The organism is Caballeronia sp. LZ033 (genome assembly GCF_031451265.1).
In the GTDB taxonomy this organism is placed as follows: domain Bacteria; phylum Pseudomonadota; class Gammaproteobacteria; order Burkholderiales; family Burkholderiaceae; genus Caballeronia.
Map to the genome: position 1 here is coordinate 171,948 of NZ_JARUXQ010000003.1, position 21,752 is coordinate 193,699.

20 protein-coding genes are annotated in these 21,752 nt (G+C 63.5%); 6 read left to right on the plus strand and 14 right to left on the minus strand.

Going from position 1 to position 21,752, the window contains the following annotated elements:
• Nucleotides 1–33: 33 nt before the first annotated feature.
• The 4 genes from QCE62_RS22110 to QCE62_RS22125 are packed head-to-tail and all read left to right on the plus strand — an operon-like array spanning nucleotide 34 to nucleotide 4,236.
• Nucleotides 34–1,569, plus strand: coding sequence for a sugar ABC transporter ATP-binding protein (locus QCE62_RS22110; RefSeq protein ID WP_309923217.1), 1,536 nt, complete (start codon nucleotides 34–36; stop codon nucleotides 1,567–1,569).
• Complete coding sequence (locus QCE62_RS22115) at nucleotides 1,566–2,567, plus strand: ABC transporter permease (protein ID WP_309923219.1); 1,002 nt, start codon at nucleotides 1,566–1,568, stop codon at nucleotides 2,565–2,567. Before QCE62_RS22110 ends, QCE62_RS22115 begins: the two co-directional genes overlap by 4 nt.
• Before the next feature lie 20 nt (nucleotides 2,568–2,587).
• Nucleotides 2,588–3,598: a dihydroxyacetone kinase subunit DhaK gene (locus QCE62_RS22120; RefSeq protein WP_309923221.1), complete on the plus strand. Its 1,011-nt coding sequence runs from the start codon at nucleotides 2,588–2,590 to the stop codon at nucleotides 3,596–3,598.
• 11 nt (nucleotides 3,599–3,609) lie between these two features.
• Nucleotides 3,610–4,236 carry a DAK2 domain-containing protein gene (locus tag QCE62_RS22125; RefSeq protein ID WP_309923223.1) on the plus strand — a complete coding sequence of 209 codons (627 nt, stop codon included), beginning with the start codon at nucleotides 3,610–3,612 and terminating at the stop codon, nucleotides 4,234–4,236.
• A 12-nt stretch (nucleotides 4,237–4,248) separates the two neighbouring features.
• On the opposite strand, the gene proP is transcribed toward QCE62_RS22125, so the two are convergent.
• On the minus strand, nucleotides 4,249–5,715 hold the full coding sequence (gene proP, locus QCE62_RS22130; RefSeq protein WP_309923226.1) for a glycine betaine/L-proline transporter ProP: 1,467 nt from the start codon (nucleotides 5,713–5,715) through the stop codon (nucleotides 4,249–4,251).
• A gap of 294 nt (nucleotides 5,716–6,009) precedes the next feature.
• Here proP and QCE62_RS22135 point away from each other — a divergent pair, with 294 nt between their 5' ends.
• A complete protein-coding gene (locus QCE62_RS22135) occupies nucleotides 6,010–6,243 on the plus strand; it encodes a hypothetical protein (RefSeq protein ID WP_309923228.1) in 234 nt (77 codons plus the stop codon).
• 16 nt (nucleotides 6,244–6,259) lie between these two features.
• On the opposite strand, the gene QCE62_RS22140 is transcribed toward QCE62_RS22135, so the two are convergent.
• The 9 genes from QCE62_RS22140 to QCE62_RS22180 form a co-directional block, all read right to left on the minus strand.
• Nucleotides 6,260–7,867, minus strand: a complete 1,608-nt coding sequence (locus QCE62_RS22140) for an ABC transporter substrate-binding protein (protein ID WP_309923230.1) — start codon at nucleotides 7,865–7,867, stop codon at nucleotides 6,260–6,262.
• Between the two features lie 92 nt (nucleotides 7,868–7,959).
• Complete coding sequence (locus QCE62_RS22145; protein ID WP_309923232.1) at nucleotides 7,960–9,594, minus strand: AMP-binding protein; 1,635 nt, start codon at nucleotides 9,592–9,594, stop codon at nucleotides 7,960–7,962.
• A 12-nt stretch (nucleotides 9,595–9,606) separates the two neighbouring features.
• Nucleotides 9,607–10,002, minus strand: coding sequence for a RidA family protein (locus tag QCE62_RS22150; protein WP_309923235.1), 396 nt, complete (start codon nucleotides 10,000–10,002; stop codon nucleotides 9,607–9,609).
• Nucleotides 9,999–10,448 carry a thioesterase family protein gene (locus QCE62_RS22155; protein WP_309818371.1) on the minus strand — a complete coding sequence of 150 codons (450 nt, stop codon included), beginning with the start codon at nucleotides 10,446–10,448 and terminating at the stop codon, nucleotides 9,999–10,001. Before QCE62_RS22155 ends, QCE62_RS22150 begins: the two co-directional genes overlap by 4 nt.
• Nucleotides 10,445–11,626 carry an acyl-CoA dehydrogenase family protein gene (locus tag QCE62_RS22160; RefSeq protein WP_309923237.1) on the minus strand — a complete coding sequence of 394 codons (1,182 nt, stop codon included), beginning with the start codon at nucleotides 11,624–11,626 and terminating at the stop codon, nucleotides 10,445–10,447. The genes QCE62_RS22155 and QCE62_RS22160 overlap by 4 nt, the downstream gene beginning before the upstream one ends.
• A gap of 1 nt (nucleotide 11,627) precedes the next feature.
• Nucleotides 11,628–12,479: an enoyl-CoA hydratase family protein gene (locus tag QCE62_RS22165; protein WP_309923239.1), complete on the minus strand. Its 852-nt coding sequence runs from the start codon at nucleotides 12,477–12,479 to the stop codon at nucleotides 11,628–11,630.
• A gap of 11 nt (nucleotides 12,480–12,490) precedes the next feature.
• A complete protein-coding gene (locus QCE62_RS22170; protein WP_309923241.1) occupies nucleotides 12,491–13,051 on the minus strand; it encodes a MarR family transcriptional regulator in 561 nt (186 codons plus the stop codon).
• Nucleotides 13,048–13,821 carry an SDR family NAD(P)-dependent oxidoreductase gene (locus QCE62_RS22175; protein WP_309923243.1) on the minus strand — a complete coding sequence of 258 codons (774 nt, stop codon included), beginning with the start codon at nucleotides 13,819–13,821 and terminating at the stop codon, nucleotides 13,048–13,050. The genes QCE62_RS22170 and QCE62_RS22175 overlap by 4 nt, the downstream gene beginning before the upstream one ends.
• 2 nt (nucleotides 13,822–13,823) lie before the next feature.
• The gene (locus QCE62_RS22180; protein ID WP_309923245.1) at nucleotides 13,824–16,208 is read right to left on the minus strand and encodes a bifunctional salicylyl-CoA 5-hydroxylase/oxidoreductase; all 2,385 of its coding nucleotides are present in this window, start codon (nucleotides 16,206–16,208) and stop codon (nucleotides 13,824–13,826) included.
• Between the two features lie 126 nt (nucleotides 16,209–16,334).
• Between QCE62_RS22180 and QCE62_RS22185 the strand changes: the two genes are divergently transcribed.
• On the plus strand, nucleotides 16,335–18,320 hold the full coding sequence (locus QCE62_RS22185; RefSeq protein ID WP_309923246.1) for a phospholipase D-like domain-containing protein: 1,986 nt from the start codon (nucleotides 16,335–16,337) through the stop codon (nucleotides 18,318–18,320).
• A gap of 15 nt (nucleotides 18,321–18,335) precedes the next feature.
• Here the strand turns inward: QCE62_RS22185 and QCE62_RS22190 are convergent, their stop codons facing one another.
• The 4 genes from QCE62_RS22190 to QCE62_RS22205 form a co-directional block, all read right to left on the minus strand.
• Nucleotides 18,336–18,806 carry a VOC family protein gene (locus QCE62_RS22190; RefSeq protein WP_309923248.1) on the minus strand — a complete coding sequence of 157 codons (471 nt, stop codon included), beginning with the start codon at nucleotides 18,804–18,806 and terminating at the stop codon, nucleotides 18,336–18,338.
• A gap of 81 nt (nucleotides 18,807–18,887) precedes the next feature.
• Nucleotides 18,888–20,909: a multicopper oxidase domain-containing protein gene (locus QCE62_RS22195; protein ID WP_309923249.1), complete on the minus strand. Its 2,022-nt coding sequence runs from the start codon at nucleotides 20,907–20,909 to the stop codon at nucleotides 18,888–18,890.
• Nucleotides 20,910–20,950: 41 nt separating this feature from the next.
• Nucleotides 20,951–21,163: a hypothetical protein gene (locus tag QCE62_RS22200; protein ID WP_309923252.1), complete on the minus strand. Its 213-nt coding sequence runs from the start codon at nucleotides 21,161–21,163 to the stop codon at nucleotides 20,951–20,953.
• Nucleotides 21,164–21,362: 199 nt separating this feature from the next.
• Nucleotides 21,363–21,593, minus strand: a complete 231-nt coding sequence (locus QCE62_RS22205; RefSeq protein ID WP_309923254.1) for a hypothetical protein — start codon at nucleotides 21,591–21,593, stop codon at nucleotides 21,363–21,365.
• Nucleotides 21,594–21,752 lie beyond the last annotated feature (159 nt).

Here is a 21,752-nt window from a genome sequence, read left to right on the forward strand (position 1 = left end):
CAGGACAGGCGGCCCGCACACGGAATGCGGATCATGACAGTCGAAACACACGCTCACGCACGTACCCCCGCCACATCGGCCAAACCGTTGCTGCGCATGCAGGGCATCGTGAAGAGCTTTCCCGGCGTGAAGGCGTTGCGCGGCGTCAGCCTCGAGCTGCACGCAGGGCACGTGATGGCGATCGTCGGCGAGAACGGCGCGGGCAAGTCGTCGCTGGTGAAGACGCTTTCAGGCGCCTACGAACCCGATGAGGGCACGATCGAGATCGACGGCATGCCGCTTGCGCGCGGCACGAACGCCGCCATCGACGCGGGCGTGGCCGTGATCTATCAGGAGCTTTCGCTCATCAACGACATGACGGTCGCGGAGAATCTGTTCCTCGGCCGCATGCCCGCGCGCAACGGTTTCATGAGGATGCGCGAAGCGAACCAGATGGCGCGTGAAGCGCTCGCGCGCGTCGGGCTGGACAACGTGCCGCCCTGGATGCGCCTCGGCGATCTGCCGCTGAACAAGCGTCAGCTGGTAGAAGTCGCGAAGGCGATTGCACGCGACGCACGCATCCTCGTGATGGACGAACCCACCGCCGCGCTGCAAAGCCACGACATCGCGAATCTGTACGCCGTGGTGCGGCGGCTGCGCGCGGAAGGCATGGGGATCATCTTCATTTCGCACCATCTGGAAGAGGTGTTCGAACTCGCGGACTCGGCGGTCGTGATGCGCGACGGCGCGACGGTCGGCGCGCGCCCGATGTCCAAATGGACCGAGGCCGATCTCGTGCAGGCCATGGTCGCGCGCGATCTCGAATCGTTCTATCCGTGGGAGCCGCGTGAATACGGTCCCGTGGTGCTCGAAGTCCGCGATCTCGCCAGCGCGCCGCTGCTGCGCAACGCGAGCTTTGCGGTGCGCGCGGGGGAAATCGTCGGCATTGCGGGGATCGCAGGTGCGGGGCGCACGGAGTTGCTGAAGACCATCTTTGGCGCGCTGCCGGTGACAGGCGGCGAAATCCACGTGCGCGGCAAGAAAGTGAGCAATCACTCGCCGACGCAAGGCGTGCGGCATGGCCTCGTCTACACGTCGGAGGACCGCAAGCTCGAAGGGCTGGTGCTGGAGGCGAACATCGAGGAGAACATCGCGCTGTCGAGCCTGAAGGCGCTGGCGAGCGGCGGCTTCGTCAGCCGCGCGAAGAAGCGCAAGCTCGCGCACGAAGCCAGCGCGCGTTTCAGCGTGCGAGCTTCGTCCGTGTTGCAGATCACCGGCACGCTCTCCGGCGGCAACCAGCAGAAAGTGATTCTCGGCCGCGCGACGGCAACCAGCCCGTCCGTCATCATGCTCGATGAACCGACGCGCGGCATCGACGTGGGCGCGAAGTCGGAGATCTACGCGCACATGGTGACGATGGCGCGCGCGGGCGCGGCGGTCGTCATGGTGAGTTCGGAGCTGCCGGAACTGCTCGGCATGTCGGATCGCGTGCTGGTGATGTATCGCGGCACTATCGTGACCGAGATTCCGCGCGCTCAGGCGAACTCGGAAACCGTCATTCAGTGGGCAACGACAGGAGCAGGCGCATGACCTCCACAGCAGCCGATCGTGCGGATTCCGAGGCGCTCTCGCGCCGCGTGATCCGCCAGTTGCGCAGCGGCATCGGGCCGTTGTTCGCGGCGCTCGTCATCATATGCGTGGCGCTTTCCATTGCATCGCCGGAATTTCTCACCACCAGCACGCTGACCAACATCATGGTGCAGGTGTCCGTCGTGGGCATCGCGGCGGTGGGCGGCACCTTCGTCATCATCACGTCGGGGATCGATCTGTCGGTCGGCTCGCTCGTGGCGCTGAGCGGCATGGTCGCCGCCACCGTGATGGCCGGCTCCAGTCCGGGCGCGGTGGGGCTCGGCGTTGCAGGACTGTGCGTGACGCTCGCCGTCGGCGCGGGCGCGGGCGCGCTCAACGGCCTCGCGGTCTCGTGGCTGCGGCTCGTGCCGTTCATCGTCACGCTCGCGGCAATGGCCATGGCGCGCGGTCTCACGCTCGCCATTTCCGATGGCCGCACCAAGTTCGATTTTCCGAGCGCGTTCACGCTGTTCGGCGCGAAGACGGTCGCCGGCCTGCCCATGCCGATGGTCGTCATGCTCGTGGTCTTCGTCATCGGCCACGTATTGCTGCGCAAGACCACCTTCGGACATCAGGTGTTCGCCGTCGGCGGCAATCAGGAAGCGGCGCGGCTCGCGGGCATCCCGGTGCGGCGCGTGGTGTTCTTCACCTACATGCTGGCCGGCGTCACGGCGGCGATCGCGGGCATCGTGCTGGCCGGGCGGCTCAATTCCGCGTTGCCTTCCGCTGCGAACGGACTCGAGTTGCAGGTCATTGCGGCCATCGTGATCGGCGGGACTTCGCTCGCGGGCGGGCGCGGGTCCATTGTCGGCACGTTCATCGGCGTGGTGCTGATCGGCGTGATCAATGTCGGCTTGTCGCTGCTCGGCGTGAATCCGTTCTGGACACAGTTCATTCAAGGCGGCGTCATCTTCGCCGCCGTGCTGCTCGATGCCCTGAGCCAACGGCGCAAGCCCTGAACACATTGGAGACGCCCACCATGAAGAAAATCATCAACCAGCCGGACGAATTCGTCGACGAGATCATCGAGGCGCTGCTGCTCGCCCATCCGCACTGGATCCGCGCCGCCACCGCCGATCAGCGCGCACTGGTTCGCGCCGATGCGCCGGGCAAGGGCCGTGTCGGCATCGTGACGGGCGGCGGCTCGGGCCATCTGCCGGGCTTTCTGGGTTACGTAGGCGAGGGCTTGTGCAGCGGCGTCGCGGTGGGCAACGTGTTCTCGTCGCCGTCGTCCGAGCAGATTTTCGAAGCGACCAAGGCCGTGAGCGGCGGCGCGGGCGTGCTGTATGTGTACGGCAACTACGGTGGCGACGTGCTCAACTTCGATCTCGCGGCGGATCTGGCGGAGGCTGAAGGCATCGACGTGAAGACGGTCGTGCTCACCGATGACGTCGCCTCCGCACCGAAAGACCGCGCAGCCGACCGGCGCGGCGTCGCTGGCATGGTGTTCGCGTTCAAGTGCGCCGGCGCGGCGGCGGAGCGCGGCGATTCGCTCGACGACGTGACGCGCATCTGCGCGAAGGCCAATGCCAACTGCCGCACGATGGGCGTCGGCCTCTCGCCCACCATTCTCCCCGCCGCCGGAAAGCCCACCTTCACGCTGCCCGAAGGGGAAATGGAGATCGGCATCGGCATTCATGGCGAACCGGGCACGCATCGCGGCAAGCTGGAATCCGCCGATGCGATCGCCGAGCGCATCACCACGCAGATCACCAGCGATCTCGCCGCTCCGAAGGGCTCGCGCGTCGCGCTGCTGGTGAACGGGCTGGGCGCGACGCCGCTCGAAGAACTGTATCTGCTGTACCGGCGCTCGGCGAAGCTGATCGCGGATCAAGGGCTGAAGATCGCGCGTTCGTATGTTGGCGAATACGTGACGAGCCTGGAAATGGCAGGTGCGTCGATCACCCTCATGCTGCTCGACGGCGAACTCGAAGCGCTGCTCGACGCCCCCGCGCGCTCGCCTTTCTTCCGCGACGGCACCGAATCCTGAAGGAGCGATCCATGAGTGTGACGAGCCAGGAGCTTCGCGACATCCTCACGCGCACGCTGAACGCGCTGCCTGCCCATGCCGATGAGCTGCGTGATCTCGACGCAGCGCTCGGCGACGGCGATCTCGGCATTACGGTGCAGTCGGGATCGGTGGCCGTGGTGAAGGCGCTGGCCGCGCTGCCCGCCGAAGCGACGCTGAACGAAACGCTGCTGGCGGCCGCAAAGGCGTTTTCGACGGCGAATCCATCGACGTTCGCGGCGCTGATCGGCGGCGGACTGCTCGCGGCGGCGAAGACGGTGAACGGCAAGGACGCGTTGAACCGCGATGATGTGCTCGCGATCGGTCAGGCGGTGGCCGGTCGCATCATCGAGCGCGGCAAGAGTCAGGTCGGCGACAAGACCGTGCTCGATGCGCTCGTGCCGAGCCTCGACGTGCTGGCCGCGTCGCAGGGCAGCACCAGTGACGCGCTCGATGCGATGATCGCGAAGGCCGACGAGCAGGTCAACGCAACGGCCGCGATGCAGTCGAGGAAAGGCCGTGCGGCGTGGGTGCAGGAGCGCAGTGTCGGTCATGCCGACCCTGGCGCGACCGCGTATCTCCGCTTTCTCCAGGCCTTGCAACAGACACTTTCAGCCTGAGCACGGGCAAACCTAAGCGCGCTTCTTCTTCAACACGACTTCGCCCTTGCCCGAATGCACGACCTTGAGTTTCGTGCGGGCGAGGGCGAGCGCTTCTCCCTTCGTGCCGACACACGGACCCGAGCCAGGCAACGGCTTGCGCGCGCTTTCTTGCAGCGCGAACACCGACATCATGCCGATCACCGAGGCCGCCATCAGATAGTAGGCGGGCATCATCAGGTTGCCGGTTGCATCGACGAGCCATGCCGTGACCAGCGGCGTCGTGCCGCCGAACAGCGATACCGAAACATTGAAGCCGATGGCCAGCGCGCCATAGCGGATGCGCGTCGGGAAGAGGGCGGGCAGGGAAGAAGGCATGACGCCGGTAAACGTGGACAGCAGCGCGCCGAACATCAGCAGGCCGAGAAACACGAGAGAAGGCGCACCGGTGCGCACGAGCAGCAGCGCCGGAATCGAGAGCGCGAACAGGCCGATACACCCAGTCATCATCACGGGCCGGCGGCCGAGACGATCGGAGAGATGGCCGGCGCACAGCGTCATCGGGATCATCAGCAGCATGACGAGCAGCACGAGCAGCAGGCCTCGCGTCTCGGCGAAATGCAGCGTCGCCGACAGATAGCTCGGCAGATACGAAAGCGCCATGTAGTCGGTGACGTTGAAGATCAGCACGAGGCCGACGCATTGCAGCATCGGCTTGCCCTGATGCGACAGCAACTGCACGAACGATTCCTTCGGCCGCGAGCGCTCGTCCTTCTCGCGCGCCTGCGCCTCCTTCTTGAACGCAGGCGTTTCCTCCAGCTTCATGCGGATGTACAGGCCGACCAGACCCAGCGGCCCGGCGATCATGAACGGCACGCGCCAGCCCCACGAGAGCAGCGCATCATGCGGCAGCAAGGCGGTCAGCAGGGCGACGGTGCCCGCGCCGAGGATGTAGCCCACCAGCGTGCCCACTTCGAGGAAGCTGCCGAAGAAGCCGCGCCGCGCATCGGTGGAGAACTCGGCGATGAAGGTCGCCGCGCCGCCATATTCGCCGCCGGTGGAGAAGCCCTGCACGAGCCGCGCGAGCAGCAGCAGGACGGGCGCGAAGATGCCGATCGACGTATAGGCCGGAAGGAGGCCGATGCAGAAGGTGCCGGCGGCCATCATGATCATCGTCATCGCGAGCACGCGCTGGCGGCCGATGCGGTCGCCGAGCGGGCCGAACACCATGCCGCCAATGGGCCGCACGAGAAAGGCTGCCGCGAAGGTGCCGAAGGTTGCGATCAGCTGCGCGGACGGAATGCTCGACGGAAAGAACACCTGGCCCAGCACCACGGCGATATAGCTGTAGACGCCGAAATCGAACCACTCCATGGCATTGCCCAGCGCCATTGCGCCGACCGCGCGTTTGAGCAAAGCGTGATCGACGACGGTGATGTCGTCCAGCGTGACGGGCGGTGACGGCTGCGAGGCGGCATGACGCGCGTGCGTGGGGCTCACTTGTCTCACTCCTGTAGTGCAGGCTAGGGAGTGTGCGGATCATCGCGCCTGACTGCCTTCGCCCACGCGTCTGGAAACTGGCGGAAAACGACACGGCTGCATGGCGGTGTCGGAGACGCGCGAACAGGGCGGCTTCAGAGCGTCGTCGTGCCGCCGACACATGGAGCATGCGCGGCCGCGTGCGCTGACGCGCTCGCCCTTTCATGACGGGCTTTGCGGGCATCTGCCGCGCACACTGGCATGGGCCATGCACTTCGGGGCGCGGGACGTTATCGATCCGCGAAGGAAGCCGCCATGAAACCCCAGTTCATCATCATTCTTCTCGCCGCGAGCGTGGCATGGTCCGCCGTGCCTGCGTTAGCCGGCGATTGCAGCATGTCGAAACGCGTCTGCCGGGTTTCGCATGCGGACCGATTCGCCGGTGCCAAGGCGTCGCCGCACCCGGTGCGCGGCGTCGACGCCCGTCGCACGCAGCCCGGAAAGCACGAGCAGCGCGACAGCATCGACGCCTGGTATCGCGGAGGCTGAACTCCCCGCGCGGCGCTCAATCGAGCGTGATGCCGTCGAAGCGGTGTCCGCCAAGCGGGCTGATCAGATAGCCGTGAACGCGCTTCGAGATCGGCTGGAAGATGTTGGCGTGCGCGAGCGGCGTGTACGGCACCTGATCCTTGAACACCACCTGCGCTTCCTCGTACAGCTTCGTGCGCGCGTTCTGATCCGTGATGAGCCGGGCCTTCGCAAGCAGGTCGTCGAACTGCTTGTTGCACCACTTCGCCATGTTGCTGCCATGCACCGCGTCGCAGCCCAGCGTGGTGCCGAGCCAGTTGTCCGGATCGCCGTTGTCGCCGAGCCAGCCGTAAAGAATGGCGTCGTGTTCGCCGTCGGTCTTCGCGCGCTTGTTGTACTCGGCCCATTCGTACGTCACGATGTTCGCCTTCACGCCGATCTTCGCCCAGTCGGACTGGATCAGCTGCGCCATCAGACGCGCGTTCGGGTTATAGCCGCGCTGCACCGGCATGGCCCACAGCGTGATCGTGAAGCCGTCCGGAAAGCCCGCTTCCTTCAGCAGCGCCTTCGCCTTCGCGGGGTCGCGCGGCGCGTCCTTCAGCGCCTTGTTATAGGACCATTGCGAGGGCGGCATCGGATTGGTCGCCACCGTGGCCGCGCCTTCGTAGACGGTCTTGATGATCGCCTGCTTGTCGATTGCCATGTCCAGCGCGCGGCGCACCTTCACGTTGTCGAGCGGCTTGTGGGTCGTGTTGTAGCCGACATAGGCCACGTTGAAACCGACGCCCGACAGCACCGTGAGTTTCGAGTCCTGTTTCGATGTGGCGATGTCGGCGGGACGCGGGAACGACGTCACCTGGCATTCGCCGCTCGCGAGCTTCTGCTGACGCACGGCCGCGTCGGGCGTGATCGAGAAGACGAGCTTGTCGATATGCACGTCCTTGCGGTTCCAATAAGTCGGATTCACTTCGTAGCGGATGGTCGAGTCCTTCTGGTAGTCGCGGAACACGAACGCGCCGGTGCCCACCGGCTTCTGGTTGATATCTTCCGGCTTGCCCTGCTTGAGCAATTGCGCCGCATACTCGGCCGAGACGATCGACGCGAATTCCATCGCGACGTTGCGCACGAACACCACGTCCGGCGTCTTCAGCGTGAAGCGGACCGTGTTGTCGTCGAGCTTCTCCACCGAGGCGATGTTCTTGTCGTAGCCGAGATCGGTCAGATAGGGAAAGCTGACCGGATGCGCCTTCTGGAACGGCTCGTTCGGGTCGATCATGCGCTTGAACGTGAACACCACGTCGTCGGCGTTGAAGTCGCGCGTCGGTTTGAACCAGGGTGTCGACTGGAACTTCACGCCGCGTCGCAGATGGAAGGTGAAGGTCTTCGCATCCGGCGACTCGTCCCATTTCTCGGCGAGTCCGGGCGTGAGATCCAGCGTGCCGCGCTTGAATTCGACCAGCGTGTCGTAGACGGCGTGAGCGCCCGCGTCGAAGTCGGTGCTGGTGGTGTACTGCGCGGAATCGAAACCGGCGGGGCTGCCTTCGGAACAGAACACGAGCGTCTTGCTCGCAGCCGATGCAGCCTGTGAAGACAGGGCGAGCGCGGCAAGGAGGGATACGGCGAGAGTGCGTCGTCTGTTGATCATTGTTCTTGTTGCCCGGAAGAGTTGGCTGGCCGCCCTGCGGCGGACGCGAACCCTACTCTACCCGAGCCGACTTTTTTTCTCGCGACGCGGTTCTACAGCGCCCGCAATGCGAAACGCTTGAGCTTGCCGGTCTCCGTGCGCGGCAAGGCCGCGAGGAAGGTCACCAGACGCGGATACTTGTAGGGCGCGACGTTGCGCTTCACGAAGGCCTGCAACTCGGCGGTAAGCGCATCATCGCCGATAAAACCGGGATTGAGCACGACGAAAGCCTTCACGATCTGGCCGCGCGTCTCGTCCGGCACGCCGATCACGCCGCACTCCGCCACGGCTTCGTGCTTCATCAGCACGCTTTCCACTTCGGGCCCGGAGATGTTGTAGCCCGCCGAGACGATCATGTCGTCGGCGCGCGCCTGATAGAACACATAGCCGTCTTCATCGATCACGACAGCATCGCCGGGCAGGTTCCAGCCGTCGCGCACGAAGTTCTGCTGACGCGGGTCCGACAGATAGCGGCAACCGGTCGGACCGCGCACCGCGAGCTTGCCGAGGGTGCCGGGCGGCACGGGCTGCATGGCGTCGTCGACGGCCTGCACGACATAGCCAGGCACCGCGCGGCCGATGGCCTGATCGCGCACCTCCGCGCCCGCCGACGAGATGAAGATATGGATCATCTCCGTGCCGCCAATACCATCGATCATCTCGATCCCGCTCGCGTCACGCCACAGAGCGCGCGTGGAGGCAGGCAAGGCTTCGCCGGCGGAGACGGTTTTTTTCAGGCTCGATACATCGAAGCGGCCGATCAGCGGCGCCATCTGCCGATAGAAGGTCGGCGCGGTGAACACGATGCTGGCCTTGAAGCGCTCGATGGTGTGCAGCAAGGACTCGGGCGTGAGCTTTTCCAGCAGCACCGTGGATGCCCCGGCGCGCAACGGAAAGCACAGCAGCCCGCCGAGCCCGAACGTAAACGCGAGCGGCGGCGTGCCGCAGAACACATCGTCGGGCGTGGGCTTGAGGATATGGCGCGGGAACAGGTCGCACATCGCGAGCACGTCGCGATGAAAGTGCATGCAGCCCTTCGGCGCGCCCGTCGTGCCGCTCGTGAACGCGATGAGGCAGACATCGTCGGCGGCGGTGTCGCAGGCGTCGAAATGATCGGGCTTCGATGCCGCCAGCACCTCCAGCGCGTCCGGGGCATCGTCGTGGAAGGTGAAGACTTGCGCGAGCGTGGCGCAATGATGCTCGCCCGCCTCGCGACAGCGCGCGAGTTCTTCGGTGAGCCGCACGTCGCAGAGCGCCGCCGAGATGCGCGCCTTGTCGATGATCTGCTTCAGTTCCTTCGCGCGCAGCAGCGGCATGGTCGGCACGACGACCAGCCCCGCTTTCAACGCCGCGAGGAACGCCACCGCCATCTGCAAGGTATTCGGTCCGCGCAGCAACAGCCGGTTACCGGGACGCAGGCCCATTTCATCGACGAGCACATGAGCGCTGCGATTCACGAGCGCATTCAGTTCCCGATAAGTCGTCGCGTGCGGCGCGCCGTCTACGTCCGACCAGATGGCGGGACGCTCGCCATGACCGGCATCGATGGCCCGGTCCAGCAGTTCGGTCGCGCAATTCAGGCGCGGCGGATAAGCAGTGTCGGCATGGTCCAGCAGAAGCACGGGCCATTGATCCTGAGGCGGCAATGAATCGCGCGCGAAGGTATCGACGTGTGCGGACGGTTCCATGGCGCGCTCCGTTCAGTCGGGAATGACAGCCGTTGCTTCGATTTCCACCAGCGCATCGTCTTCGATCAGCGCGACGACCTGCACGGCGCTCATCGCGATGTCGTAGTCGCCGATATGCTCGCGAAACGCCGCACCGATCTCCTTCGCCGCCGCGAGATACGCGCGCTTGTCGGTCACGTACCAGGTCATGCGCACGATGTGGTCCGGCTTGCCGCCTGCCTCGCGCAGCACGGCCGCCACGTTGCGCAGCGCCTGCGCGGCCTGCGCGCCGAACTCGCGGCTGACGAAGCGCGCCTGTTCGTCCCAGCCAATCTGGCCGGCGATGTACACCTGCGTGCCACGCACCGCGACGCCGTTCGCATAGCCGCGCGGCTTGATCCAGCCCGGAGGCAGAAGCGTTTTCTTCATGTGTCCGATTCCTCCTGCAAGGCGCGGCTCGTGCCCGGCGCGAACTGTTCGATGGCGCGGGCGATGTCGCCGGGAATGTCGATTGAACGGCCATCGTCGAGCGAGGTCGTCACGAGAACCTGTCTGGAGCGGAAGCGCACTTCGCCGTTGCACTGGCACACGATCCCGATGCGCACCGAACGCTGCCCCACCGAATCGACACTCAGCGAGAGCGTCACGGTTTCGCCGAGACGGCTGGGACGCGAGAATTCGCAGTTGAGCTTGACGATCGGCAGCCCGACGCGGCGCACCGAAATCATGTGCGCATACTCGATGCCGAGCGCGTCGTCGAACCAGTCTTCGACCAGCGCATTCGTCATCACGAGGTATTGCGGAAAGTAGACGATGCCGGCCGGATCGCAGTGCGCGAAGCGGATGCGTACCGGCATCTCGAAGGTGGGTGTCATCGCGTGCTGTCTCCCTGCGCCTTCAGCAGATCGCGCCCGACAATCAGTTGCTGGACCTCGGTGGCGCCCTCATAGATGCGCAGCGCGCGAATCTCGCGATACAGCGACTCCACTGCCATGCCGCGCTTCACGCCGAGCCCGCCCCACAGTTGCACGGCTGCGTCGATGACCTGCTGCGCGCCTTCTGTCGCATGCCATTTCGCCATGGCGGCTTCGCGCGTGACGCGTTCGCCCTGATCGCGCAGCCAGGCCGCGCGATAGACGAGCAGCGCGCTGGTATCGATGGTCAGCGCCATCTGCGCGAGCTTCGCCTGCGTCAACTGGAAGTCGCCGAGGGTCTGGCCGAACATCTGGCGTGATGTTGCGCGCGCCAGACCTTCTTGCAGCGCACGCCTCGCAAAACCCAGCGACGCCGCCGCGACCGAGGTGCGGAAGATGTCGAGCGTGCGCATCGCCAGCTTGAAGCCTTCGCCAGGCGCGCCGAGCATCTGGTTGCGCGGCACGTTCAGCGCGTTGAAACGCAGCCGCGCGAGCGGATGCGGCGCGATCACGTCGATGCGCTCGGCAATCTCGAGCCCGTCGGTGTCTGCATCGACGATGAACGCGCTGATGCCTCGCGCACCCGGCGCTTCGCCTGTACGCGCGAACACCACATAGAAATCCGCGATACCGCCGTTCGAAATCCAGGTCTTCTCGCCGTTCAGCACGTAGGTGTCGCCATCGGCGTGAGCTTGCAGCGACATCGCGGCTACGTCCGAGCCGGCTTCGGGCTCCGACAGCGCGAACGCCGCCAGCGCCGTGCCGGCTGCGACGCGCGGCAAGTAGCGCTGCTTCTGTGCATCGGTGCCGGCGAGCGTGATGGCGCCCGAGCCGAGCCCTTGCATCGCGAACGCGAAATCCGCCAGGCCGTCGTGCTTCGCGAGCGTTTCGCGCAGCAGACAGACGGCGCGCGTATCGATGGCATCGCCCGACGCGCCGTAAGCGGTGCCGCCGATGCAGTGCCTCAACCAGCCCGCCTCGCCGAGCATGCGCGCAAGCTGCTTGCAGGCGGTGTCAGGATCGGCGTGATCGATGTGCTTCAGATGCGCCGATGCCCATGCATCGGCCTCGCAAGCCAGCTTACGATGACGGTCCTCGAAAAACGGCCACGCGAGCGCGCTGTGCGGATCGACGGTCAATTCAGTCTCCTTCGAACACGGGGCGGGACTTGGCGGCGAAGGCGCGGTAGGCGCGCTCGAAGTCGCGCGTGCTCATGCAGATGGCCTGTGCCTGTGCTTCGGCTTCGATCGCTTCGTCGATGCCCATGTTCCATTCCTGATGCAGCATCTTCTTCGTGATGCCGTGAGCGAAGGTCGGTCCTGCGACGAGATCCGCGGCGAGGCGTGCCGCTTCATCGCGCAGGGAATCCGGTTCGCACAGGCGGTTGTAGAACCCCCAGGCATGCGCTTCCTCGCCCGACGCCGAGCGGCCTGTGAACAGCAGTTCCGACGCGCGCCCCTGCCCGATGATGCGCGGCAGGATCGAACACGCGCCCATGTCGCAGCCCGCAAGCCCGACGCGCGTGAACAGAAACGCAAGCTTGCTGCGCGCGGTGCCGAGCCGCAGATCCGATGCCATCGCGAGAATGGCGCCCGCGCCCGCGCAAACGCCGTCCACCGCTGCGATCACCGGTTGCGGGCAATGGCGCATGGCCTTGACGAGATCACCGGTCATGCGCGTGAAGAGCAGCAGCTCGGGCATCGGCAGATCGATCAGCGGCGCGATGATGTCATGCACGTCGCCGCCGGAGCAGAAGTTCTCGCCCGCGCCCTGGATCACGACGGCATGCACGTCCGTCGCATACGCCAACTGGCGAAACAGGTCGCGCAGCTCGGCATACGATTCGAAGGTCAACGGATTCTTGCGTTCGGGCCGGTTCAGCGTGATCGTCCCGACACCGCCCGCCACGCACCACAGGACATGTTGCGCGCGATACCCCGCGAGTTCGATGCGGTTGCCGGCGAGAAGCGCGGCGGCGGCGGATGAGGTCATCGATCGCTCCTTCATTCCTTGAATGTCTTCAACAGATGCTGCTTGAGTTTGCCGAGGCGCTGATGCGTCTGCGACTTCTCGTTCAGTTCGAGCCCGCCAAACATCTCGACGACCCATTGCTCGTGAGCGGCAGCCATCTTGTCGAACGATGCGCGGCCTTGCGGCGTGAGGCGAACGCTGATCGAACGGCGGTCGTCGGGATCGGCGTAGCGCGACACGAGCCCTTCCTTTTCGAGCTGATCCGTGATGCCCGTCACGTTGCCACCCGTGACCATCATGCGGCGCGACAACTCGGTCATCCTGAGCCCTTGCGGATGCCGTTCGAGCTGCGCCATCAGATCGAAGCGCGGCAGCGTGGTGTCGAACTCGGCGCGCAGGCGCTTGCGCAGTTCGGCCTGGACGAGGTTGGTCGTGGTCAGCATGCGCAGCCACAGACGCAGGCCCATGTGGCTGTCCGCGCCAGTGCTCATTTCGAGATCGACGACATTGTCCGCCGGCTTTTCGACGCCCTTGCGCGGGGCTTTTGCGTCGCCGGCGGCGGGCGCTTTTCGGTTGCGTGCGGCTTGCGTCACGTGACTTCTCCACCGGAAACGGAAATGGACTGGCCGTTCATCGAAGCCGATGCGGGCGCGCAGAGCCACAGCACGGCACTGGCGACTTCCTCGGGCTGGATGAAACGGCGTTGCGGATTGTTGCGCATGAGCGCTTCGCGTGCGTCCTGCTCGCTGCGCGAGGTCTTCGACATGATCTGGTCGAGCGATGAACGCAGCAACTCTGTCTCCGTATAGCCGGGACAGACGGCGTTGACCGTGACGCCCTTTGTCGCGACTTCGGCGGCCAGCGCGCGCGTCAGGCCGATGACGCCGTGCTTCGCGGCGCAATAGGCGGCGACGTAGGCATAGCCGGTCTGCCCGGCCGTGCTCGCGACGTTGACGATGCGGCCGAAGCCGCGTTCGAGCATCGATGGCAGCACGGCGCGGGTACAGAGAAACACGCCTGTGAGGTTCACGTCGAGCATGCGTTGCCACAATGCAGCATCGGTTTGCGCGAAGGGTGCGGCCTGGGCATGGCCCGCGTTGTTGACGAGCACATCGACCGGGCCATGGCGTTCCACGGCACGCGCGAAGGCAGCGGCGACTGCGGCTTCATCGGTCACGTCTACCGGCACGCAGGCTGCGTCCGCGTCACTGCGCATTGCATGGCGTTGCGCTTCCAGGCGCGCAAGGTCGCGGCCCATCAACGTGATGCGCGCACCGGCTTGCGCCAGCGCTTCCGCGCATGCAGCGCCGATGCCGCTGCCGCCACCGGTTATCACCGCATGTTTGCCGTTCAGAGAGAACATGATCAGACGCTTCCTTCGGCGCGTTGTGCGCGTTCTTGCGGACTGAGACTCGCATGCTCGGCGGCGCTGGCACGCTCGCGCTCCAGATTGCGCTCGAGTTGCGATTTCGCGGCGGCATATTGGCGAGGCCACGCGATATCGAAATAGCCGATCTTCGCGGCTTCGGTCAGCGTCCACGATGGATTGGCGAGATGCGGGCGCGCCACCGCGCACAGGTCGGCGCGTCCGGCAGCGATGATGCTGTTGACGTGATCCGCCTCGGAGATCGCGCCCACGGCCATCGTGGCGATGCCTGCCTCGTTGCGGATGCGGTCGGCGAAGGGCGTCTGGAACATGCGCCCGTACACCGGCTTTTCGTCCTTGCTGACCTGGCCCGACGAGACGTCGATCATGTCGGCGCCCGCCGCCTTGAATGCGCGTGCGATCTGCACAGCATCGTCGGGAGTCGTGCCGCCATCGACCCAGTCGTGCGCCGAAATGCGGACTGACATCGGCTTGTCCTGCGGCCAGACGGCGCGCATCGCGCTGAAGACCTGCAACGGGTAGCGCAAGCGGTTCTCGAGCGAGCCGCCGTATTCATCGGTGCGACGGTTCGTGAGCGGCGACAGAAAGCTCGACAGGAAATAGCCATGCGCGCAATGCAGTTCGAGCCAGTCGAAGCCCGCTTCATCGGCCATGCGGGTGGCGCGCACGAATTGCGCCTCGATCTCGCGCAGGTCGTCGTGCGAGGCTTCGCGCGACCACTGGCTCACGTCGCGCAGATACTGCTGCGGCGATGCAGAGACGAGCGGCCAGTTGCCGTCCGGAAGCGGTTGATCGATGCCTTCCCAGGCCAATCGCGTCGATGCCTTCGCGCCCGCATGACCGAGCTGCATGCCGATCTTCGCGTCCGACTGCGCATGCACGAACGCGACGATGCGCCGCCACGCCGCAAGCTGCCCGGACGTGTACATGCCGGGGCATCCCGGCGTGATGCGAGCCTCCGCTGACACGCAAGTCATCTCCGTCATCACGAGCGCGGCGCCGCCCATGGCGCGCGCGCCGAGATGCATCAGGTGATAGTCGCCCGCGATGCCATCGACGGCGGAATACTGCGCCATCGGCGATACGACAATGCGGTTCTTCAGCGTGACGCCGCGCAGCGTGAAGGGCGTGAACATCGGCGGGACGGCGCGCTGGTTCGTGTCGCGCACGATGCCCGAGCGTTCCGCGAGCCAGTGTTCGAACGACGCGAGATAGCGCGCGTCGCGTTCGCGCAGGTTTTCGTGCGAGATGCGTTGCGAGCGGGTCAGCAGCGAGTAAGCGAATTGCTCCGGCTCGAACGACGCGTAGCGGTCCACGTTTTCGAACCATTCAGTCGAATTACGCGCGGCGTTCTGGATGCGCAGGACATCTACGCTGCGGACTCGGGTGTAGTGATCGAGCGCGCCTTCGAGATCGCCGTCACGCCTGGCGAACGCGGTGTCGATGCTGTTCGCCAGTTCGATTGCATCTTCCAGCGCGAGCTTCGTGCCCGAGCCGATGGAAAAATGCGCGGTGTGCGCGGCATCGCCCATCAGGACGACGGGTGTGCGCTTGCCGTTCGCGTCCTCTCGCCAGTGAACCCACTCGCGATTCACGACGCGCGGGAAGCGTATCCACTGCGCGGAACCGCGCCGATGCGATGCGTTGGAAATCAGCGGATGGCCGTCGAGATACCGGGCAAAGAGCTTCTCGCAGAACGCGATGCCTTCCTCCTTGCTCATGTCGGCAAGGCCTGCCGCGCGCCAGACGCGTTCTGGCGCTTCGACGATGAAGGTCGAGGTGTTGTCGTCGAAGCGGTACGCATGCGCCTGGAACCAGCCCCATTCGGTCTTTTCGAACGCGAACGTGAAGGCGTCGAAGCATTTGTTCGTGCCGAGCCAGACGAATCGGCAGTCGCGCAGGTCGATATCCGGCTGATACGTGGCGGCGTATTTCTGCCGGATCGCGCTGTTGGCGCCGTCGCAGGCAATGATGAGATCGGCTTCGTAGTCTTCGTCGTTCACGACGTGCGTTTCGAAGACGAGCTTGACGCCGAGTGCTTCACAACGCGTCTGCAGGATATTGAGCAGACGTTTCCTTCCGATGCCGCAAAAGCCGTGACCCGACGAACGGACCGTGCTGCCGTTGATATGGACTTCGATGTCGTCCCAGTGATTGAAGGCACCGAGAATGGCTTCGGCGCTGGGAGCGTCGGCGGCGCGCAGATTGCCCAAGGTTTGATCGGAGAAGACGACGCCCCAGCCGAAGGTGTCGTAAGGGCGGTTGCGCTCGACCACGATGACCTCGCTGGCGGGATGCCGGCGCTTCATCAACAAGCCGAAGTAAAGCCCAGCCGGGCCGCCGCCGATGCAGACAATGCGCATGCCGGGTTCTCCAGTTCGCGTTTGCTCGTGGAGATAATTTAGAGTCGAATAGTTTAGATGTCAAGTAAATCGAGTTGCGAGCGACCGTTGCGGATCCTCTCGAGGAGAGCGTTGCAGGCGTGTCCCTTGGGTTATCGCGAAGGCGCGTGCCGCGAACAGGATGACTTGTGCGCCGATGCCAACGAAGTCATCCAATGCACTGCGGTGGAGACTTGCATCAAACCCATGCAGCGCCTATACAGAGATATCGTTCCGGAATGCGTGGCTGTGAGAACGATAGGGCGCGTTCTGCAGATGGATGTCGCCGATGAGATGGACGCCGGATGTCACCGGAACCAACCCAACACACCTGTCGACATGACCAAAGTCTTCAATGCGTCAGCCGCGGATAGCGGGCTGAGTGTCAAGGCTTACTCGGGCGACCATTGCGTTCTGCTCGCATTCAGTCTGGCCGATGACCTGACTGAACGCCTGGCGGGATTCGCCATTCAACGCTCATCTTCGGCGAATGAACATTGGACATGGCTCGGCAACCGTCTGAATTTTGCAGGCGCCTATACCGATCCGGACGTATCGCACGATCACAAATTCTTCCCTTCCAATACGGCGCCGTTTCAGAAGTTCTGGTGGATCGACTTTCCGCCGGAAGACTCGAAAGGAAGTCTGCGTTATGAGGTCATCGTCAGACGTTTCAAGGACGGCAATGATGACACGTCGATCGAACTGGTCGATGATCAGCGCGTCAAGCTCGAAATAGAAGTGGCTCCGTTCCGAAGCGGTCTGATCGAAGTGGCTTTCACGCGCGGTTATCTGTCATCCCAGGCCTACGCGGACAAGTTTCACAATGCGGCCTTTCAGCGCCGGCAGAGCAAGGGAAAATGGAATTTTGCCACCGGCCCGTTCATCGAACAGTGGACCTGGCTTGGCGGACATGCACGTCAGGCGATTATCGACTTTCTGAACGACTGTCATACCGACACGACATGCACGCTCGATGCGTGCGTCTATGACCTGAACGAGCCTGACATGATCAATGCGTTCGCGTCGCTAGCGCAAGCCGGACGCTTACGCCTGCTCGCCGACGATGCCAGACTTCACGGTCCAAAGTCCGCACACGGGCAGGCGTTCGAATTCATTCGCAACTCAGCGGAAGCGGAGCATCAAGCCAATTTCAAGCGTGGCAAGTTCGGGCGCTTTCAACATAACAAGGTGTTGATCAAACGGGATGCGTCCGGGCAGGCGATACGAGTGCTGAGCGGGTCGACGAATTTCTCGGTCACCGGACTGTATGTCAACGCAAATCATGTTGTCGTGTTTGACGCCAGGGCGGTAGCCGCGAAATACGCAGCGGCGTTTCAGGCAGCATTCGACACCGGAATGGACGCCTCCGCGTTCCAGAAAGCCGACATCGCGCGCAGCGAGTCCAATATCGATGACGCCAGCTTACCTGCGATCGCGCTGTCCTTCGCGCCACACGCGCATCCGACGTCTTCATTGGAGTCGCTTCTGTCTGCCTTGAAGGACGCCGAGAGTTCCGTTATCTTCGCCGTGATGGAACTCGGCGGAACGAGCAAGGTGCTGGAAACACTGCGTGAGCTACACAACTCGCACACCGTTTTCTCGTACGGCATCTCCGATAACGTCGAAGCCGCCGACAATACGGTGAATGGAACGACAGTCTATACGCCTGATCGGGGTGGCGAGCTTGTCTATTCGAAGGAGAACCCCGAGAAGTTTCCGCCGCCGTTCAACGCCGAGCTTGAGGTGCGCAACGCCGTGGCCCACATTGTTCATCATAAGTTCGTGGTGGTCGACTTCAACGGCGCTCATCCCGTTGTGTTTGGCGGTTCATCGAATTTGGCCGAGCTTGGAGAAGAGCTGAACGGCGACAACCTGTTCGCGATTCATGACAAAGCGATTGCCACCGTTTTCGCCATCGAAGGTTTGCGTCTGGTGGATCACTATGCGTTCGCGGCGGCGCTCAAGCGCGCCGAGGCGGGTGGAAAAGCCCCTGCGCCCTTGTGCCTGAAGAAGAACAGCGAAAGATGGTATGCCTCGTACTATCAAGAGGGCAGCATCCGGCAAACGGAGCGTTTGCTCTTCACCCGCTGACACGCACTCTCGTGCTCAGTCCAGCCGTTCCCGCGTAACCAGCCCGCTCGCCGCATCCCACTCTTTCGGCGTCATCCTCTTCACCAGCACGCCGATCGTCCAGATATGCCCTTCCGGATCTTTGGCACGATAGGTCCGCTCGCCGTAGAACTGCGTCTCCGGCTTCGCAACGATAAGGGCGCCTGCTGAACGGGCGTGTTCGCAATGCGCGTCCACGTCCTCGCCCTCCGCGAGTTGCACATGGACCGACTGCGTGTTCTTGCCGTCGATGGAACGCGGGCTGCGATGATCGTCGCTCCATTCCCGGCCGATCATGACAACCGAGTCGCCGAAGGTCAGCTCGCCGTGCACGAAGTCGTCACTGGCGTCGAGGATCACGAAGAGCGGCTCGAATCCGAATGCCGCTTCGAGAAAGCGAAAGCCGAGTTTCGGATCGCGGTAGGACACCGCGCTCGACAAACCTTTGAGGCGATAGAGTTCATTCATGTCGCTGCTCCCGGGTGAGGGTTGAATGAAAAGCGTGAACGCCTGCTCATTCTATGCCTCACGGCCGGGGCGCTTCGCCGGTCAACGCCGTGCGTAATCCCTTGCGGAACACAACGATGAGGCGAGGGCGAGCTTCGTTTCATCCTCGCCACGAAGACGCGCGAGCCAGCGGTTCGCGTCCTTCGACATCGCCGTGATGGGGCTCGTCAGACGTTGCAGCATGGCTTGCCCTTTGGTGACCACCTGCACGTTTTCCATCATGCCGCGGTCTTCATGATCGAGGATATGGCAATGCATGACGAACTCGCCCGTGTAATCCTCGTAGACGGTGCGCATGGTGAGCGTATAGCCCGCCTTGATGAACAGCGTGTCACGCACCACGCCCTTGAGATGGCAATACTCGGTATCGGTGCCATCTCCGGAGTTGCAGTCGCCGTTCGCATCGAAGATGGACGTCGTGCCGTTCTTGATGTCCATGATCTTGAACTTGTTGATATGGATGTGGAACATGTGCGGAGCAAAAGGCGACGCCGTGATGTTCCATTCATCGGTCGTGCCGAGTGTACCCGTTACGGGAATGCTGGCGGGATCATAGCCTGCGCCATTGATGGTGAAGCCCGTCGGAAGCGTGATGTCGAACGTCGCATTGTTCACCTGTTCGATCGGACCATCCACTTCGGCGGTCGGCGCAAAGGCGGTCAATTGCAGCGAATTCAACTGGCTCTTGACCGTGGACGGCAGGAGCGGATTGGCCGCGACAAGCTGATTGCGGATATAGACCCAGTACTTCGAGTGACTGCCTTCCGTCGTGTTCGGGATATTCACGCCGGGACCGACCCGCGCGAGCGACAACAAGCGCCGATCCTTGACCTTGGTCGCGGTCGGGCGGAAGTTGATGGTCTGCGAACTGGGCGCGGCTTCATCGAGAACGCAATAAAGTCCCGGCGATGGAAACGCCACGAGCACGTCGCTGCGATAGCCGGGATTCATCGCGTTGACGTCTTTTTCCAGCATGTTCGTCATCGTGATGCCGTCTTCCGCGAATTCCAGCTGCTTGACGACCTCACCGCTGCACACCTGATCGAGCGTGATGGTTTGCGATGCCTTGGTGCGCGAGTTGGAGAGTGCGTTGGCGGCCGTGTTGGTGGCGGCGTTGACTTGTGCCGCGCTCAGCGAAGTCGAGTCCGCCACACCGAGCACCGCGAGGTTCGCACGCACGATCTTCACGTTGATCGTGTCGCGATTGCCGCCATGCACCATGCGGAAGCGGCGCACCTCACCCGCCGGCACGAAGGTCAGCGCACTCGGAAAGACCGGCTGCACCACGCCGTTGATCTGCGTGTAATGCCCCGAGACGATCCACGATGAATTGGCGCCGGGCGGCTGGCCCACGCGTGTATCGAAGATAAAGCCGAGTTGATTGTTATAGCCGCGAATCTGCCCGATCTTGCCCGCCGGGCAGGTCCACTCGCCGGTCGTGGGATCGAGCAGGGGCGTGGTGGAGGTGGCATCGGAGAAGCACGCGTACTCGATCTGCTGGAACAGCAAGACATGTTCACGCAGCGGCAGCGGGAGCAGACGGCGCTTGAGTATCGTGTCGATATCCGCGCTGCCCGCCTGGGTGCTGCGCGCCTGCCGCGAGCCGCGCACGATCAGCACGCCGGCCATGCCGCTCGATACGTCGATTGCCGTCGAGCCATGCAGGTGCGCGTGATACCAGAACGTCCCCGACGGATGATCGGAAGGAATCTTGTACACGTACTTGTGCTGATACGCGCCCAGCGCAGGGTTGGCCTGGACATCGGCTTTCGGATGGACCGTGAGCAGCACGTTGTCGGCGGGGTCCATCGGCGAGACATGCAGGCCGTGCGTGTGGATGTTCGTGTCGTTGAAGCAATGCGGCGTGATGTGCTCGATGCCCGGAATGGTGCTCGCCGGGCAGGTATCGGTCGGATTTTTCGGAAGGTTGTTCGTGAAGTTGAGCGTGAGCGTCGACCCGGTCTTGATGCTGATGGTCGGTCCCACCGGACAGCCGTTGTACGAGCGCATGTTCACCGTATCGAATGCGTTCGTGGACGGGTTGTAAAGCTGATACGTCGCCATTTGCGCCGTCAGGGAAACGCTTGCGGTGTTGCCGGATGGATTCAGCCCGCTGCGCATTGCAGACGCTGGATAATCGAAGCGAGTCCGTTCGAAGTGGATACGACCGTGTTGTCGGCCGTGCTGTCGGCGGTATCGTCGACATCGGTGAATGAACGTGCGTTCAGGTTGGCCTGGGCGAAACATAACCCAGGCATCACCGCAAGCGCGAAGATCAGAGCGTGGCATGCCTTGACCATCGATGGAATGGCTTTCATAACCTTCTCTCCTCGTTGCGATTCATTGCGATCGCTCATCCGCGCAAAGGGAGATTAGGTAATTACAAAATCGGTCGCGCGGCTATCGATTCTCTAACGTGGGGTAACGCACATAGCATTTTCAGGCACCGGAACGTGGCCATGTTTTCACTTTTTTAGTGCCATCTTCCTTGCGCGTGCGTTGTCCTCATCAAGCTTCTCAACTACCACCCCGGTAAATCTCGCGCATCTCCGCAGCCTGGGCGCTGTTCTGGAAGTCGGCCTGTTCGCGCATGACCTGCTCGCGCGTGAGGGGAGCGGGCGTGTCGGATTGCATGGATGTTGCCGTCGAGGGGGCGGGCTGATCCGTCGCGGACTGGGCCAGGCACGACCCTGCCGTGACCGTTGCCACCAGTGCGATACCGGCGGCGATGATTCGATTGCATTGCATGATGTTCTCCCGGGACGTTTGCTTCGTCAGCCTGATTGGCCCGTGCCGATCAGGTGCTGTGAAGTGTCGGTCGATGCCTTCATGCTTTAAAGACACACAGGTAGGCGTATCGAGTTTCCGGGAAAGAAAGATGTAGATATCCGCAATCAGGAAAGCTCG

Excerpts from the sequence above, each read along its gene's own strand:
- QCE62_RS22150 (WP_309923235.1), bottom strand. The coding sequence starts at position 10,002 with ATGAAGAAAACGCTTCTGCCTCCGGGCTGGATCAAGCCGCGCGGCTAT.
- QCE62_RS22175 (WP_309923243.1), bottom strand. The coding sequence starts at position 13,821 with ATGTTCTCTCTGAACGGCAAACATGCGGTGATAACCGGTGGCGGCAGC.
- QCE62_RS22190 (WP_309923248.1), bottom strand. The coding sequence starts at position 18,806 with ATGAATGAACTCTATCGCCTCAAAGGTTTGTCGAGCGCGGTGTCCTAC.
- QCE62_RS22180 (WP_309923245.1), bottom strand. The coding sequence starts at position 16,208 with ATGCGCATTGTCTGCATCGGCGGCGGCCCGGCTGGGCTTTACTTCGGC.
- QCE62_RS22200 (WP_309923252.1), bottom strand. The coding sequence starts at position 21,163 with ATGAAAGCCATTCCATCGATGGTCAAGGCATGCCACGCTCTGATCTTC.
- QCE62_RS22140 (WP_309923230.1), bottom strand. The coding sequence starts at position 7,867 with ATGATCAACAGACGACGCACTCTCGCCGTATCCCTCCTTGCCGCGCTC.
- QCE62_RS22195 (WP_309923249.1), bottom strand. The coding sequence starts at position 20,909 with ATGGCGACGTATCAGCTTTACAACCCGTCCACGAACGCATTCGATACG.
- QCE62_RS22145 (WP_309923232.1), bottom strand. The coding sequence starts at position 9,594 with ATGGAACCGTCCGCACACGTCGATACCTTCGCGCGCGATTCATTGCCG.
- QCE62_RS22135 (WP_309923228.1), top strand. The coding sequence starts at position 6,010 with ATGAAACCCCAGTTCATCATCATTCTTCTCGCCGCGAGCGTGGCATGG.
- QCE62_RS22120 (WP_309923221.1), top strand. The coding sequence starts at position 2,588 with ATGAAGAAAATCATCAACCAGCCGGACGAATTCGTCGACGAGATCATC.
- QCE62_RS22115 (WP_309923219.1), top strand. The coding sequence starts at position 1,566 with ATGACCTCCACAGCAGCCGATCGTGCGGATTCCGAGGCGCTCTCGCGC.
- QCE62_RS22125 (WP_309923223.1), top strand. The coding sequence starts at position 3,610 with ATGAGTGTGACGAGCCAGGAGCTTCGCGACATCCTCACGCGCACGCTG.
- QCE62_RS22165 (WP_309923239.1), bottom strand. The coding sequence starts at position 12,479 with ATGACCTCATCCGCCGCCGCCGCGCTTCTCGCCGGCAACCGCATCGAA.
- QCE62_RS22155 (WP_309818371.1), bottom strand. The coding sequence starts at position 10,448 with ATGACACCCACCTTCGAGATGCCGGTACGCATCCGCTTCGCGCACTGC.
- QCE62_RS22110 (WP_309923217.1), top strand. The coding sequence starts at position 34 with ATGACAGTCGAAACACACGCTCACGCACGTACCCCCGCCACATCGGCC.
- QCE62_RS22205 (WP_309923254.1), bottom strand. The coding sequence starts at position 21,593 with ATGCAATGCAATCGAATCATCGCCGCCGGTATCGCACTGGTGGCAACG.